The sequence below is a fragment of the Shewanella sp. SM73 genome, from assembly GCF_025653795.1.
Classification (GTDB): Bacteria; Pseudomonadota; Gammaproteobacteria; order Enterobacterales; family Shewanellaceae; genus Shewanella; species Shewanella oncorhynchi.
In genome coordinates this window covers 1-16099 of record NZ_JAKKRY010000028.1, presented here as the reverse complement: position 1 = coordinate 16099, position 16099 = coordinate 1, and the positions used below count along the sequence as shown (strand labels likewise).

Sequence of the window (16099 nt, the reverse complement as noted above, 5' to 3'; positions counted from 1 at the left end):
ACCAGTGATCATGTTTTTAACATAGTCAGCGTGGCCTGGGCAGTCTACGTGTGCGTAGTGACGTGAAGGCGTGTCATATTCGATGTGAGAGGTATTGATCGTAATACCGCGCTCACGCTCTTCTGGAGCGTTATCGATTTGAGAGAAGTCTTTAGCTTCGCCACCGTAGGTCTTAGCCAGTACGTGAGAGATAGCTGCAGTCAGTGTGGTTTTACCATGGTCAACGTGACCAATGGTGCCCACGTTTACGTGAGGCTTAATACGTTCAAATTTAGCTTTTGCCACGATATATTCCTTTCTTTTCAGAATAGTCCAGTCAGTGCTGGACCATAATAACATTTATGTCGTAACTGGATATTAGCTACGAGATTCAATAATCGCTTTTGCAATGTTTTGCGGTGCATCAGAGTACTTCAAGAACTCCATAGAGTATGAAGCGCGACCCTGTGTAGCAGAGCGCAAATCAGTTGCATAACCAAACATTTCAGAAAGAGGCACTACAGCATGGACTATTTTGATGCCACCGAAGCCATCATCCATCCCTTCAATTAAGCCACGACGACGGTTCAAATCACCAACGACGTCACCCATATAATTTTCAGGGGTAGTTACTTCTACTTTCATGCAAGGTTCGAGCAACGCCGGATTCGCTTCAAGCGCACCCTTTTTGAAGCCCATAGAACCTGCAATTTTGAACGCCATCTCGTTCGAGTCCACATCATGATATGAACCATCGAACAGAGTGACCTTCACGTCCAACACAGGGAAGCCAGCGAGAACGCCATTCTTCATCTGTTCTTGGATACCTTTATCAACCGCAGGAATGAATTCACGAGGAATCACACCTCCCACAACAGCATTGACAAATTCGTAACCAGCGCCTTCTTCATTAGGCTCTAGTTTTAACCAAACGTGACCGAATTGTCCACGACCACCTGATTGGCGTACAAATTTACCTTCAGCTTCTACTGATGCTCGGATAGTTTCGCGGTAGGCCACTTGTGGCTTACCTACGTTACATTCAACACCGAATTCGCGACGCATACGGTCGACGATGATGTCTAAGTGTAACTCACCCATACCCGAAATCAGAGTTTGTGATGATTCTTCGTCAGTTTCAACTCGGAATGATGGATCTTCCGCTGCAAGTTTTTGCAACGCGATACCCATTTTGTCCTGATCGGCTTTTGACTTAGGCTCAACGGCAATGGTAATTACTGGCTCTGGGAACTCCATACGTTCCAAGATCACTCTATGATCGTTATCACAAAGCGTATCACCCGTAGTCACTTCTTTTAGACCAATCGCCGCTGCGATATCACCAGCCCGGACTTCTTTCAGTTCAGTGCGATCGTTTGCGTGCATTTGCACCATGCGACCTACGCGTTCACGCTTCTGTTTGACAGAGTTGTAAACGCCCGAACCTGATTCGAGTACGCCTGAGTACACGCGAATAAAGGTCAAAGTTCCTACGAATGGATCTGTAGCAATCTTAAATGCCAATGCAGCAAAAGGCGCATTGTCATCTGATGGGCGTTCTACTTCTTGGTCGTTCTCATCGATGCCCTTAATTGGAGGCACATCAATTGGCGCTGGCAAGAATTCAATAACCGCATCAAGTACCGCTTGAACGCCTTTGTTCTTAAATGCAGAACCACAAGTCGCTAAAACGATTTCATTATTTATAGTACGCTGACGTAGCGCCTTTTTAATTTCGTCTTCTGATAGCGTGCCTTCTTCAAGGTACTTATCCATCAGTTCATCCGAAGATTCGGCTGCTACTTCAACCAGATACTCATGCATTTCAGCCGCTTTAGCTGCTAACTCTGCAGGGATCTCCTCATAAGTGAAAGTCATACCCTGGTCTGATTCATTCCAGTTAATTGCTTTCATCTTGATTAAGTCGATCACGCCTTTGAAGTTTTCTTCTGCACCGATATTCAATTGAATAGGCACACAAGTGGCTCCAAGACGAGTTCTAATTTGCTTCACTACACGTTCAAAGTCTGCACCTGCACGGTCCATCTTGTTGATAAATACCAAACGTGGAACGCGGTATTTATCAGCTTGACGCCACACTGTTTCTGACTGAGGTTCAACACCAGATGAACCACAGAAAACGACAACAGCACCGTCGAGGACGCGCAGAGACCGTTCAACTTCAATAGTAAAGTCAACGTGACCAGGGGTATCGATGATATTGATGCGGTGTTCAGTGAATTGAGCATCCATACCACGCCAGAATGTGGTTACCGCAGCCGAGGTGATAGTGATACCACGCTCTTGCTCTTGAACCATCCAGTCTGTGGTAGCGGCGCCGTCATGCACCTCACCGATTTTATGAGACAAACCGGTATAGAACAGAACACGTTCTGTTGTGGTGGTTTTACCTGCGTCAACATGAGCACAAATACCGATATTACGATAACGCTCAATTGGGGTTGTACGAGCCACGATTATACCCTCTCCACCAAGACCTAGGTCTTGGCAATATCAACAACTATGGTGTGGGCCTAAGCCCACACCATCATATTACCAACGGTAATGAGCAAAGGCTTTGTTAGCTTCAGCCATGCGATGCACGTCTTCACGCTTCTTAACAGCAGTACCTTTGTTTTCAGACGCATCCAGCATTTCACCTGCCAGACGTAAAGCCATAGATTTTTCACCACGCTTACGAGCAGCTTCAACTAACCAGCGCATCGCCAGTGCGTTACGACGCACAGGACGAACTTCACATGGTACCTGGTACGTAGAACCACCAACGCGACGAGATTTAACTTCGACTGATGGGCGAACGTTGTCCAGGGCTGCTTCAAGGATAACTAAATGGTTTTCGCTTTTCTTTTCAGCAACAACATCTAGTGCCTTGTAAATAATTTTTTCTGCAGTCGACTTTTTGCCGTCTTGCATAATGACGTTGATGAACTTAGCCAGCAACTCACTGTGAAACTTTGGATCTGGTAGGATTTTACGTTGTCCTACAACGCGACGTCTTGGCATAACAATTCTCCGTATGCTTCAGGGATTTCCAAAACTGGAATTCTCAAAATAAAACTAGCTTGGCCTTACTTAACGGATAAGTTAAGACTTAGGACGCTTAGCACCGTATTTAGAACGGCTTTGGCGACGTGAAGTCACGCCTGCACAGTCTAATGCGCCACGAATAGTGTGATAACGCACACCTGGTAAGTCTTTAACACGACCACCACGGATTAAGATCACGCTATGTTCCTGCAGGTTGTGGCCTTCACCGCCGATGTACGAAGTAACTTCGAAACCGTTAGTTAGACGCACACGAGCTACTTTACGTAGTGCAGAGTTAGGTTTTTTAGGGGTAGTAGTGTACACACGTGTACAAACACCACGTTTTTGCGGGCACGCATTCAACGCAGGCACGTTAGTCTTGTCGACTTTTGGCGCGCGTGGCTTACGTACCAACTGGTTTACAGTTGCCATGTATAGCTCCGAGTCAGTTGAATCAAACTCAACGATAAGGTGTGAAAAATCTATATCCCACAATGGTGGGACGCGGAATTTTAGAAAGGTAATGCCTGACTGTCAAGAAATAGCCAACTTTTGCGGCATATTACAAGAAAAAAGGCGCCATAGGCGCCTTTTTATAACAAACTTATTACTTAATCTTGGCTACCAGCCAAGTTTAAGAGATCGGCCAAGTTCTGTTCGGCTTCACTTGCAGTGATCTTGTTCACTACTACAGGTTCGTTTTTCTTCGCACGCGCTTCATTACGAGTCTTGTGATAAGCGTAACCAGTACCGGCTGGGATCAGTCGGCCAACGATAACGTTTTCTTTCAGACCACGTAATTGATCGCTCTTACCACCTACGGCGGCTTCGGTCAGTACGCGCGTGGTTTCTTGGAACGATGCTGCTGAGATAAAGGATTCTGTTGCCAGAGATGCTTTAGTAATACCCAGTAGTTCACGTTCAAAGGTCGCAGGCACTTTACCTTGGGCGATCAGTTCGCGGTTAGCGATCTTCACGCGTGACACTTCAGCTTGTTCCCCTTCGAGGAAGTCAGTGTCACCGGCAGAAGTGATAAGACACTTACGCAGCATCTGACGGATGATCACTTCGATATGCTTATCGTTGATCTTCACGCCTTGCAGACGGTAAACGTCCTGTACTTCGTTCACAATGTAGTTAGCTACGTTGTGGATACCACGAAGACGCAGAATGTCGTGCGCAGCTTCTGGACCGTCAGCGATAACTTCACCACGTTCGACTTTTTCACCTTCGAACACGTTTAAGTTACGCCACTTAGGGATCATCTCTTCATAATGATCGCCGCCATCAGCAGGTGTAATCACCAAACGACGCTTACCTTTGGTCTCTTTACCAAACGAGATGGTACCAGAGATTTCCGCCAGAATAGCAGGCTCTTTTGGCTTACGCGCTTCGAACAAGTCAGCAACGCGTGGCAGACCACCGGTGATGTCGCGTGTTTTAGACGATTCCTGAGGAATACGAGCTAATGCGTCACCCACGTTGATTTGCGCGTTATCTTCTAAGTTAACGATCGCACTACCTGGTAAGAAGTATTGTGCTGGCACTTCAGTACCTGGGATCATCAAGTCAGCACCATTAGCGCCAAGCAGACGGATCATTGGGCGCATTTCTTTACCCGCAGTACCACGCTGACCAACGTCAAGGATCACGATTGATGACAGACCCGTTAGTTCGTCTGTTTGACGTGTCATAGTGACACCGTCAATCATGTCTACGAACTTGATACTACCCGCCACTTCAGAAATGATTGGGTGAGTATGTGGATCCCAGTTAGCGATAACATCGCCCGCTTCAACAGCTGCTTCTTCTAGTTTCTCGAGCACAGTACCGTATGGCACTTTATAACGCTCTTTCTCACGACCCAGCTCGTCAATAACGGCCAGTTCAGAAGAACGAGAAACGATAACCAGTTTGCCGTCACTATTAGTAACATGCTTAGCATTATGCAGTTTCAATGAACCCGAGTTTTTCACTTGGACATTGTTTTCTGCAGACGCTCGAGATGCCGCACCACCGATGTGGAACGTACGCATCGTTAACTGTGTACCTGGTTCACCGATAGATTGTGCTGCCACAACACCGATGGCTTCACCGTGGTTAATAATATGACCACGAGCCAAGTCACGACCGTAACAAGCTGCACACACACCGAAATCGGTATCACAAGAAATAACAGAACGTACAATCACTTCGTCGATTGAATGCTCTTCTAACTTGTCACACCATGCTTCGTCGAGTAGCGTGTTACGTGGTGCTAATACGTCTTCAGTGCCTGGATAGAACACATCAATCGCAACCACACGACCCAGTACGCGTTCACGTAACGGCTCAACCACATCACCACCTTCAATCAGCGGTTTCATGGTTAGACCTTCGTGAGTACCACAATCGTCTTCGATAACCACTAAATCTTGTGCAACGTCTACAAGACGACGAGTCAGGTAACCCGAGTTCGCTGTCTTCAATGCCGTATCGGCTAGACCTTTACGCGCACCGTGAGTAGAAATAAAGTACTGGAGTACGTTTAGACCTTCACGGAAGTTAGCGGTAATTGGCGTTTCGATGATTGAGCCGTCTGGCTTAGCCATCAGACCACGCATACCCGCCAACTGACGGATCTGTGCGGCACTACCACGAGCGCCTGAGTCAGCCATCATATAGATGCTGTTAAACGAGGCTTGTTTCTCTTCAACGCCATCACGGTTAATCACTGTCTCAGTTGACAGGTTTTCCATCATAGCTTTAGAAACTTTTTCGTTGGCACTTGCCCAGATATCGATAACTTTGTTGTAACGCTCACCGGCTGTGACTAGACCAGATTGGAACTGCTCTTGAATTTCAAGAACTTCCGCTTCTGCATCAGCAACTAAGGTGTATTTCTCGTCTGGAATAACCATGTCATCGATACCGACAGAGGCACCAGAGATGGTTGCAAAACGGAAACCGGTATACATCAATTGGTCAGCGAAGATAACCGTATCTTTCAGACCCAGTTGACGATAACAGGTGTTCAACAGTTTAGAGATCTGCTTTTTGCCCATGTTCTGGTTAACCAGATCAAATGACAAACCTGCTGGCAGAATAAGTGACAGCAAAGCACGACCCACAGTCGTATCAACGATACGGCGTTGTTCAGTGCGCTCACCATCGTCACCAATAATGGTTTCAGTGATACGAACTTTAACGCGGGCATGCAGTTCAGCAGCGCCAGTTGCGTAAGCTTTTTCAACTTCAGCAACAGACATAAATGCCATACCTTCACCACGGCCGTTAATACGCTCACGGCTGGTATAGTACAGGCCCAATACCACGTCTTGAGACGGGGTGATAACAGGCTCGCCGTTGGCTGGTGACAGGATGTTGTTGGTAGACATCATCAGGGCACGGGCTTCAAGCTGCGCTTCCAGTGTTAACGGTACGTGTACCGCCATTTGGTCACCGTCGAAGTCGGCGTTGTATGCCGCACAAACGAGTGGGTGTAACTGGATCGCTTTACCTTCAATCAGTACAGGTTCGAACGCTTGGATACCCAGTCTGTGCAGTGTTGGTGCACGGTTGAGCATCACTGGATGTTCGCGGATCACTTCATCCAGAACGTCCCAAACTTCCGCTACTTCACGCTCAACCATCTTCTTAGCCGCTTTGATAGTAGTAGCTAAGCCACGACCTTCTAGCTTGCCATAGATGAATGGCTTGAACAGTTCCAGTGCCATCTTCTTAGGAAGACCACATTGGTGCAGACGTAGAGTAGGACCTACGGTAATTACCGAACGACCAGAATAGTCAACGCGCTTACCCAACAAGTTCTGACGGAAACGACCTTGCTTACCTTTGATCATATCAGCCAAAGATTTCAGAGGACGCTTGTTAGAACCGGTAATAGCACGACCACGACGACCGTTATCTAATAGCGCATCAACAGACTCTTGTAACATACGCTTTTCGTTGCGTACGATAATGTCTGGCGCAGCTAAATCTAACAGACGCTTCAAACGGTTGTTACGGTTGATCACGCGGCGATACAGGTCGTTAAGATCTGAAGTCGCGAAGCGGCCGCCATCGAGCGGAACCAACGGACGTAAGTCAGGTGGTAACACAGGCAGTACTTTTAAGATCATCCACTCAGGCTTGTTGCCTGAAGTGTAGAATGCTTCCATCAACTTAAGACGTTTAGTCACTTTCTTGCGACGAGTCTCAGAATTGATTGAAGGCAATTCTTCACGCATTTGTTCGATTTCTTTCGCTAAATCGATAGCACGTAACAGTTCAAGTACTGCTTCGGCACCCATTTTAGCTTCGAACTCATCACCGTATTCTTCTAATGCATCCAGATAAGTTTCTTCTGTCAGCATTTGGCCACGTTCAAGGCTGGTCATACCAGGCTCGATCACGACAAATGATTCAAAATACAGTACGCGTTCGATATCACGCAGCGTCATATCCAGCATTAAGCCAATACGTGACGGCAGTGATTTTAAGAACCAAATGTGCGCAACTGGGCTAGCCAGTTCGATGTGACCCATACGCTCACGACGTACTTTAGTTTGGGTTACTTCAACGCCACACTTTTCACAAATAACACCACGGTGCTTCAAACGTTTGTACTTACCGCACAAACATTCGTAATCTTTGACTGGGCCAAAGATACGCGCACAGAACAGACCTTCACGCTCAGGCTTGAAGGTACGGTAGTTGATGGTTTCTGGCTTCTTAACTTCACCAAAAGACCAAGAACGGATCAGATCAGGCGATGCCAGACCAATTTTGATGCCGTTAAATTCTTCAGTCTTGCTTTGCTGTTTCAGAAACTTTAATAAGTCTTTCACGTTTCTCTCCTGAAGGAGTTAAACCGGGTGCTCCGCTTGCACGGAGCACCATTCTGTTTGCCAAACGCGGCTAAAGGCCTGCGCTTATGCCTGATCCAACTCGATATTAATACCGAGTGAACGGATCTCCTTCAGTAACACGTTGAAGGACTCTGGCATGCCAGGTTGCATCTGATGGTTACCGTCGACGATGTTCTTATACATCTGAGTACGACCGTTAACGTCATCCGATTTAACAGTGAGCATTTCTTGAAGCGTATAAGCGGCACCGTATGCTTCTAGTGCCCACACTTCCATCTCACCGAAACGCTGACCACCGAACTGAGCTTTACCGCCCAGTGGTTGTTGAGTCACTAAGCTGTACGAACCGGTAGAACGGGCGTGCATCTTGTCATCAACTAAGTGGTTCAGTTTGAGCATGTACATGTAACCTACCGTTACTTGACGCTCAAATTCGTTACCGGTACGACCATCAAACAACTTCAACTGACCAGAGGTTGGCAAACCTGCAAGTTCAAGCATCTGCTTGATCTCTTTCTCTTTAGCACCGTCGAATGCAGGAGTTGCAATCGGGATACCGCCTTTCAGGTTAGTCGCAAGACGTAATACTTCATCATCAGTGAATGAATCGATATCGACGCGCTGCTGGACTTCGTCACCTAATTCATAAACTTGCTTGATGTAACCACGAACTTCAGCCAGCTCACGCTGTTCTTCAAGCATCGCAGTGATCTTGTTACCAATGCCTTTGGCAGCGGCGCCCATATGGACTTCAAGTACCTGACCAATGTTCATACGTGATGGAACACCTAGCGGGTTCAATACGATGTCTACTGGGTTACCTTGTTCGTCATATGGCATGTCTTCGATTGGGCAAATCTTAGAGATAACACCCTTGTTACCGTGACGACCCGCCATCTTGTCACCAGGTTGGATAGTACGCTTAACCGCTAAGTAAACCTTAACGATTTTGAGTACGCCTGGCGCCAAGTCATCACCTTGGGTGATCTTGCGACGTTTGATTTCAAACTTCTTATCGAAGTCAGCTTTCAGCTCTTCATGCTGTTCAGCTAATTGCTCAAGTTCAGTTTGTTTTGCTTCATCGTCAATGACTTGAACCAATACATCTTTACGTGGCAACGCAGCAATTTGCGCTTCAGTGAAACCAGCACCGATTAACAGGTTACGCGCACGGCTCAATACACCTTCTTCAAGGATCTTGAACTCTTCGCCTAAGTCTTTACGAGCTTGGGCAATGTGCATCTCTTCGATTTCAACTGCACGCTTGTCTTTTTCAACGCCGTCACGGGTAAATACCTGTACGTCGATGATAGTGCCCTTAACAGAGTTAGGAACACGCAGTGAACTGTCTTTAACATCAGACGCTTTCTCACCGAAGATAGCACGGAGTAACTTCTCTTCTGGCGTTAGCTGTGTTTCGCCTTTTGGCGTCACTTTACCAACCAGAATATCGCCGCCCTTCACTTCTGCACCAATGTAAACGATACCTGACTCATCGAGTTTCGACAGAGCAGATTCACCTACGTTTGGAATATCAGCCGTGATTTCTTCGCTACCCAGTTTGGTATCACGAGCAATACAAGACAGCTCCTGAATGTGGATAGTGGTGAAACGGTCTTCTTGCGCTACACGCTCAGAAATTAAGATCGAGTCTTCGAAGTTGTAACCATTCCAAGGCATGAATGCGATACGCATGTTCTGGCCAAGGGCTAAGTCACCTAAGTCAGTAGACGGACCGTCTGCTAACACGTCACCACGAACGACTGGCTCACCAACAGCACAACAAGGGCGTTGGTTGATACAAGTGTTTTGGTTAGAACGGGTGTATTTAGTCAGGTTATAAATGTCGATACCGGCTTCGCCTGGGCGCAGCTCATCTTCATTTACTTTAACAACGATGCGGCTCGCATCAACGTAGTCTACAAAACCACCACGTTTAGCAACAACCACAACACCAGAGTCAACAGCCAAAGTACGTTCAATACCAGTACCTACTAGCGGCTTTTCAGAGCGCAGTGTGGGTACGGCTTGACGTTGCATGTTCGCACCCATCAAGGCACGGTTAGCATCGTCGTGTTCTAAGAACGGGATCAGTGACGCAGCAACAGAAATAATCTGTTGTGGCGAAACGTCCATATACTGGATGTCAGCAGCGCGCATAAAGGTCGATTCACCTTTATGACGACAAGCAATTTGCTCTTCTGCCATACGACCGCTAGCGTCAACTTCGATGTTCGCCTGTGCAATCACATAACGACCTTCTTCGATTGCTGACAAGTATTCCACTTCGTCAGTAATCACGCCGTCGATAACCTTGCGGTATGGCGTTTCTAGGAAGCCGTAAGAGTTAGTACGGGCAAAACTTGCTAATGAGTTGATTAGACCAATGTTTGGACCTTCAGGGGTCTCAATTGGACATAAACGACCATAATGCGTTGGATGTACGTCGCGGACTTCGAAGCCTGCACGTTCACGAGTCAAACCACCAGGGCCAAGTGCAGAAATACGACGCTTATGCGTTACTTCTGACAGCGGGTTGTTTTGGTCCATGAATTGTGACAGCTGAGAAGAACCGAAGAACTCTTTCACTGCAGCAGAAATTGGCTTAGCGTTGATCAAGTCTTGTGGCATCAGCTCGTTCAGATCGCCTAAAGACAGACGTTCACGCACGGCGCGCTCAACACGGACTAAACCAACACGGAATTGGTTTTCAGCCATTTCACCGACGCTACGAATACGACGGTTACCTAAGTGATCGATGTCATCGACTTCGTCGAAACCATTACGGATATGAATGATGTTCTTCATTACCGCGACGATGTCTTCTTTAGACAATACACCGCTACCTTCGTCATCAGGAATGCTGAGACGACGGTTGAACTTCATACGACCTACTTTAGACAGATCATAACGCTCTTCACTGAAGAACAAGTTCTGGAATAGTGCTTCGGCAGCATCTTTGGTTGGTGGCTCGCCAGGACGCATCATACGATAGATCTCAACCAGCGCTTCTAAGCGGTTAGTGGTTGAATCGATACGCAGCGTATCTGAAATATAAGCACCATGATCTAGCTCGTTGATATACAACGTGCTGATATCTTTAATACCGGCCAATGATAGTTTAGCCAGATCTTCTAAGCTAATTTCACTGTTGGCAGAGACTAAAACTTCACCCGTGTCCGGATCGATATAATCTTGAGCAGCATATTTGCCCACGATATATTCAACTGGCACTTCAAGCTCAGTGGTATTAGTCTTTTCTAACTGACGAATGTGACGCGCAGTAATACGACGTCCCGCTTCAACCAGTACAGAACCTTCAGCATCCTTGATGTCATAGCTGGCAGTTTCGCCACGCAGACGTTCAGGCACCAAAGACATGACCAGAGTATCTTTCTTGATCTTGAACTCAACGCGTTCGAAGAACAGATCGAGGATCTCTTGAGTAGAATATTCTAATGCACGTAACATGATGGTCGCAGGCAGTTTGCGGCGACGGTCAATACGCACAAATAGTGCATCTTTAGGATCGAATTCAAAGTCAAGCCATGAACCACGGTAAGGAATAATACGTGCGTTATACAGCACCTTACCTGATGAGTGGGTTTTACCACGGTCATGATCAAAGAACACGCCTGGAGAACGGTGTAATTGAGATACGATTACACGCTCAGTACCGTTGATAACAAAAGTACCATTATCCGTCATCAATGGGATATCACCCATGTAGACTTCTTGTTCTTTAATATCTTTTACTGTGCCCGCCGCTGCTTCACGGTCATACAACACCATGCGTAATTTAACGCGTAGTGGAGCTGAATACGTAACACCACGGATCTGACACTCTTTCACATCAAAAACAGGCTCGCCAAGCTTATAGCTGACGTATTGCAGTTCTGAGTTACCAGAAAAGCTCTTGATGGGAAAAACGCTACGGAAGGCGGCTTCTAAACCGCGCTCACCGGTAGGATCTTGATCGGTGAACTTCTTAAAAGAGTCTAGCTGGATAGACAATAAATAAGGGATATCCAAAACTTTTGGACGCTTACCAAAGTCTTTGCGAATACGCTTCTTTTCAGAATAGGAGTAAACCATGGGTTTCCTCTGCTTACGAGATGTGACCAAGACTGAATAAATAACTTAAGTTATTAAAATTCAGCACGTTTGCCCATCACCGTTGATGGCAAGAACCTAACCAGTAATCTCTGCTAGGGACTGCAAAATTTGGCGACAAACGGTGAAAAAAAATCGCCAGCGCATATAGCGCAAAAAAGGCCGACGGTTAAAAAACCGCCAGCCTCCACCCAAGTGGCTTGGGTGAGCAAGCTAAATAATAGCTTACTTAATTTCTACAGAAGCACCAGCTTCAGTAAGTTCTTTCTTCAGAGCTTCAGCTTCTTCTTTAGAAACGCCTTCTTTAACTGCTACTGGAGCAGCTTCAGACATAGCTTTAGCTTCTTTCAGGCCTAAACCAGTTGCGCCACGGATGGCTTTAATAACTGCAACTTTGTTGTCGCCGTGAGCAGTCAGAACTACGTTGAATTCTGTTTGTTCTTCAACAACAACTGCTTCTGCACCGCCAGAAACAACAGCAGCAGCGGCAGAAACGCCGAACTTCTCTTCCATAGCTTCGATCAGTTCAACAACTTCCATTACAGACATAGCTGCAAAGGCTTCTAAGATTTGGTCTTTAGTGATAGACATAACAAATGTTTCCTATTGTTCTGAATTCAATTTTATTAAGCAGCCAGCTTGAAATTAAGCGGCTTCTTGTTTTTGATCGCGCAGGGCGGCCAGTGTACGAACGAACTTGCCAGCAGATGCTTCTTTCATAGTCATCATTAACTGAGCTAGTGCTTCTTCGTATGTTGGCAGTTTCGCCAAACGATCAATTTCAGCTGCAGGGATGAAATTCCCTTCAAAGGCTGCGCCTTTAACTTCGAAGTTAGCTTGTTCTTTAGCAAAGTCTTTTAACAGACGTGCTGCAGCACCTGGGTGCTCTAAAGAAAAAGCAATCAAAGTTGGGCCAGTGAACGTTTCTGCTAGGCACTCAAAAGCAGTACCTTCAACAGCACGACGAGCTAGCGTGTTACGTACTACACGTACATATACACCAGCTTCGCGAGCTTTTTTACGCAGACCGGTCATAGCACCTACAGTCACACCGCGAGAATCAGCGGCAACTGCAGATAGCGCACCTTTGGCAGCTTCGTTGACTTCAGCAACAATCGCTTTTTTGTCTTCGAGTCTTAATGCCATTGGCTTTACTCCTGGATTCTACCTAGGGTATTCCCTAGTATTTACCATACTAAATACTTATGTATTTAGTGACTTACGGTGCAGATTATCCAGTAAAAAATTTTAGCTGGGGCCTGACACCGTCTACGCAGGAAATTAAGTTATTTTTACAAAAAACACCTGCGGTCTTGGACGGAAACCTGAGTTAAACTCCGCCTAAACGAGAGATAAAACAGGCTTCAACCCACAAAGTGCGCGCATTATAGATTAATGCACCCGCTTTGTAAAATTATAGAGTTGTTTCAAGCGTAGCTTGATCAACTGCAACACCTGCACCCATAGTGGTAGAGATGCTGATCTTTTTCACGAAAATGCCTTTAGCAACTGCAGGCTTAGCCTTTTTCAGTGCTGACACTAACGCTTCCAAGTTTTCTTTCAATTGAACTGGTGTGAAATCCACTTTACCTATAGTAGTGTGGATAATACCGTTCTTGTCGTTACGGTAACGAACTTGACCCGCTTTGGCGTTCTTAACAGCTTCAGCAACGTTTGGCGTTACTGTACCTGTTTTAGGGTTAGGCATTAAACCACGTGGGCCTAAGATTTGACCTAACATACCAACAACGCGCATTGCATCTGGAGATGCGATAACTACGTCAAAATTCATTTCACCGGCTTTGATTTTCTCAGCCAGATCATCCATACCAACTAGCTCAGCGCCAGCAGCTTTAGCAGCTTCAGCATTTGCACCTTGTGTAAATACTGCAACGCGAACGTCACGACCAGTACCGTGTGGCAACACTGTTGCACCACGAACGTTTTGGTCAGATTTACGTGGGTCAATACCCAGGTTAACTGCTACGTCTACACTTTCAACGAATTTTGCAGTTGCTAATTCTTTTAACAGAGCAACAGCTTCGTTGATATCGTAGCTTTTAGTACCGTCAACTTTTTCGCGAATTACGCGCATGCGTTTAGTTAGCTTTGCCATTATATTAATCCTCTACAACCAAACCCATTGAACGCGCAGTACCTTCGATTGAGCGAGTCATCGCTTCAATGTCAGCACCAGTCATATCGGCAGCTTTCAGTTCAGCAATTTCTTGAACTTTAGCGCGAGCGATAGTACCCACTTTCTGAGTGTTTGGACGTGGAGAACCTGATTTCAGGCCTGCAGCAGTCTTCAGTAAGTAAGACGCTGGAGAAGTCTTAGTTTCAAAAGTGAATGAACGGTCACTGTAAACAGTGATCACGACTGGAATAGGCATGCCTTTTTCCATTTTTTCTGTACGGGCGTTAAACGCTTTACAGAATTCCATGATGTTCACACCTTTTTGACCCAAAGCTGGACCAACTGGTGGTGACGGGTTCGCAGAACCTGATTTTACTTGTAGCTTAATATAAGCATCAATCTTCTTTGCCATCTGACATTTCCTCAGTTTGGGTTCAAACGCGCATCAGCGACATGCTGACATGCTCCCCCGAAAACAACGGGTGCGAATTATATAGAAATTCGCACCCGTTGCCAAACGGATTTTGTAGTTTATTTAATCAGCCTTTTTCAACTTGACTAAAATCAAGTTCAACAGGCGTAGAACGACCAAAGATCATCACTGATACTTTCACGCGGCTCTTGTCATAATCCACTTCTTCAACGGTGCCGTTAAAGTCAGCAAATGGACCATCACACACACGTACCACTTCACCAGGCTCAAATATGGTTCTATGAGTCGGTGACGCTGTCGTTTCTTGTAAGCGACGCAGAATTGCATCAGCTTCTTTATCTGAAATTGGGGCAGGACGATCAGACGTTCCGCCAATAAAGCCTAAAACACGCGGGATGCTTTTGACTAAATGCCAGCTGTCATCGTTCATTTCCATCTGGACTAACACATAGCCAGGGAAAAACTTACGTTCGCTCTTGCGACGCTGACCTGCACGCATTTCGATGACTTCTTCAGTCGGAACCAATACTTCACCGAAGTATGCTTCCATGCCATGCATTTTAATATATTCAATCAGTGACTTACAAACTCGGCCTTCATAGCCTGAGAATGCCTGCACTACATACCATCTTTTTTTAGCTTCTTTAGCTTCAGTCATTCGAGGTGCCTATACGCCAGTGATAAAATTGACAATTCGCATTAACACAGCATCCATACCCCAAAGGATAAGAGCTAAGATACCTGTTGCTGCAAGGACAATAAAAGTGGTGTTTAGCGCTTCTTGACGCGTCGGCCATACAACCTTGCGCACTTCGATATGCGCTTCACGGGCAAAAGCTAACGCTTTTTTACCTTTTACAGTCTGAAGCGCAATAAAACCAGCAATAGCGAATGCAACGATAACACTAAGCGCACGTATGACGGCACTGGCTTCGCTATACATTTGATTGCCAATAACAGCAGCGGCTAGCAATACAATCACTAAACCCCACTTCACGATATCCAGAGAATTGTTCTGGTTTTCAGTATTTGTTGTCATCGGTTTTTCCGTTACTCAATACGGCCTGAGCTTAGAGCACATTAATTGACGGGCATAATCCCACATCACTCTGCATTTCCGAACACCCTTAGAAACGCAAAATAGCATAAGCTCAGGGTCAAAAATCGGCCATAGATTGTATTCTTATTCGACTTTGTAAGCAAGGATGCGAATCCCATGCAAACCACAAAACCTATGAAATAATCCACTTAAACAAAAAAGGAAGCCGAAGCTTCCTTTTCAAACTAATCTCTATCGCAATTAAGCGATGATTTTAGCTACTACACCAGCACCAACTGTACGACCACCTTCACGGATTGCGAAGCGTAAACCTTCGTCCATCGCGATTGGGCAAATCAGAGTCACTACCATTTTGATGTTGTCGCCAGGCATTACCATCTCTACGCCTTCTGGCAGTTCGATAGTACCGGTTACGTCAGTTGTACGGAAGTAGAACTGTGGACGGTAGCCTTTGAAGAATGGAGTGTGACGTCCGCCTT

Annotated in this window: 12 protein-coding genes and 1 pseudogene; all 13 read right to left on the bottom strand. The window is 46.1% G+C overall.

The window, feature by feature from the left end; translation table 11 throughout:
• A partial coding sequence (locus L5M51_RS22510) for a GTP-binding protein (protein ID WP_261729865.1) occupies positions 1-285 on the bottom strand: 285 nt, incomplete at its 3' end.
• 72 nt (positions 286-357) lie between these two features.
• Positions 358-2454: an elongation factor G gene (gene fusA, locus L5M51_RS22505; protein WP_006083603.1), complete on the bottom strand. Its 2097-nt coding sequence runs from the start codon at positions 2452-2454 to the stop codon at positions 358-360.
• 78 nt (positions 2455-2532) lie between these two features.
• On the bottom strand, positions 2533-3003 hold the full coding sequence (rpsG, locus tag L5M51_RS22500; RefSeq protein WP_011787570.1) for a 30S ribosomal protein S7: 471 nt from the start codon (positions 3001-3003) through the stop codon (positions 2533-2535).
• An 81-nt stretch (positions 3004-3084) separates the two neighbouring features.
• Positions 3085-3459, bottom strand: coding sequence for a 30S ribosomal protein S12 (gene rpsL / locus L5M51_RS22495; RefSeq protein ID WP_006083605.1), 375 nt, complete (start codon positions 3457-3459; stop codon positions 3085-3087).
• A 179-nt stretch (positions 3460-3638) separates the two neighbouring features.
• Positions 3639-7856 carry a DNA-directed RNA polymerase subunit beta' gene (gene rpoC, locus L5M51_RS22490; RefSeq protein WP_105251033.1) on the bottom strand — a complete coding sequence of 1406 codons (4218 nt, stop codon included), beginning with the start codon at positions 7854-7856 and terminating at the stop codon, positions 3639-3641.
• An 84-nt stretch (positions 7857-7940) separates the two neighbouring features.
• The gene (gene rpoB / locus L5M51_RS22485) at positions 7941-11972 is read right to left on the bottom strand and encodes a DNA-directed RNA polymerase subunit beta (protein WP_105251032.1); all 4032 of its coding nucleotides are present in this window, start codon (positions 11970-11972) and stop codon (positions 7941-7943) included.
• A 243-nt stretch (positions 11973-12215) separates the two neighbouring features.
• On the bottom strand, positions 12216-12581 hold the full coding sequence (gene rplL, locus L5M51_RS22480; RefSeq protein ID WP_105251031.1) for a 50S ribosomal protein L7/L12: 366 nt from the start codon (positions 12579-12581) through the stop codon (positions 12216-12218).
• A 54-nt stretch (positions 12582-12635) separates the two neighbouring features.
• Positions 12636-13136 carry a 50S ribosomal protein L10 gene (gene rplJ / locus L5M51_RS22475; protein WP_006083609.1) on the bottom strand — a complete coding sequence of 167 codons (501 nt, stop codon included), beginning with the start codon at positions 13134-13136 and terminating at the stop codon, positions 12636-12638.
• 268 nt (positions 13137-13404) lie between these two features.
• Entirely contained in the window at positions 13405-14106 is a 702-nt protein-coding gene (rplA, locus tag L5M51_RS22470; protein ID WP_105251030.1) for a 50S ribosomal protein L1, read from the bottom strand.
• Between the two features lie 4 nt (positions 14107-14110).
• Positions 14111-14539: a 50S ribosomal protein L11 gene (gene rplK / locus L5M51_RS22465; protein WP_006083611.1), complete on the bottom strand. Its 429-nt coding sequence runs from the start codon at positions 14537-14539 to the stop codon at positions 14111-14113.
• 127 nt (positions 14540-14666) lie between these two features.
• Complete coding sequence (gene nusG / locus L5M51_RS22460; RefSeq protein WP_105251029.1) at positions 14667-15218, bottom strand: transcription termination/antitermination protein NusG; 552 nt, start codon at positions 15216-15218, stop codon at positions 14667-14669.
• Between the two features lie 9 nt (positions 15219-15227).
• Positions 15228-15599: a preprotein translocase subunit SecE gene (gene secE / locus L5M51_RS22455; RefSeq protein ID WP_006083613.1), complete on the bottom strand. Its 372-nt coding sequence runs from the start codon at positions 15597-15599 to the stop codon at positions 15228-15230.
• Positions 15600-15860: 261 nt separating this feature from the next.
• A pseudogene (gene tuf / locus L5M51_RS22450) lies at positions 15861-16099 on the bottom strand (elongation factor Tu); the annotation flags it as partial.

What these genes read in the sequence shown, in the direction of transcription:
- rpsG (WP_011787570.1), bottom strand. Translation starts at nt 3,003, where the DNA reads ATGCCAAGACGTCGCGTTGTAGGACAACGTAAAATCCTACCAGATCCA.
- rpsL (WP_006083605.1), bottom strand. Translation starts at nt 3,459, where the DNA reads ATGGCAACTGTAAACCAGTTGGTACGTAAGCCACGCGCGCCAAAAGTC.
- rpoB (WP_105251032.1), bottom strand. Translation starts at nt 11,972, where the DNA reads ATGGTTTACTCCTATTCTGAAAAGAAGCGTATTCGCAAAGACTTTGGT.
- rplL (WP_105251031.1), bottom strand. Translation starts at nt 12,581, where the DNA reads ATGTCTATCACTAAAGACCAAATCTTAGAAGCCTTTGCAGCTATGTCT.
- rplJ (WP_006083609.1), bottom strand. Translation starts at nt 13,136, where the DNA reads ATGGCATTAAGACTCGAAGACAAAAAAGCGATTGTTGCTGAAGTCAAC.
- rplA (WP_105251030.1), bottom strand. Translation starts at nt 14,106, where the DNA reads ATGGCAAAGCTAACTAAACGCATGCGCGTAATTCGCGAAAAAGTTGAC.
- rplK (WP_006083611.1), bottom strand. Translation starts at nt 14,539, where the DNA reads ATGGCAAAGAAGATTGATGCTTATATTAAGCTACAAGTAAAATCAGGT.
- nusG (WP_105251029.1), bottom strand. Translation starts at nt 15,218, where the DNA reads ATGACTGAAGCTAAAGAAGCTAAAAAAAGATGGTATGTAGTGCAGGCA.
- secE (WP_006083613.1), bottom strand. Translation starts at nt 15,599, where the DNA reads ATGACAACAAATACTGAAAACCAGAACAATTCTCTGGATATCGTGAAG.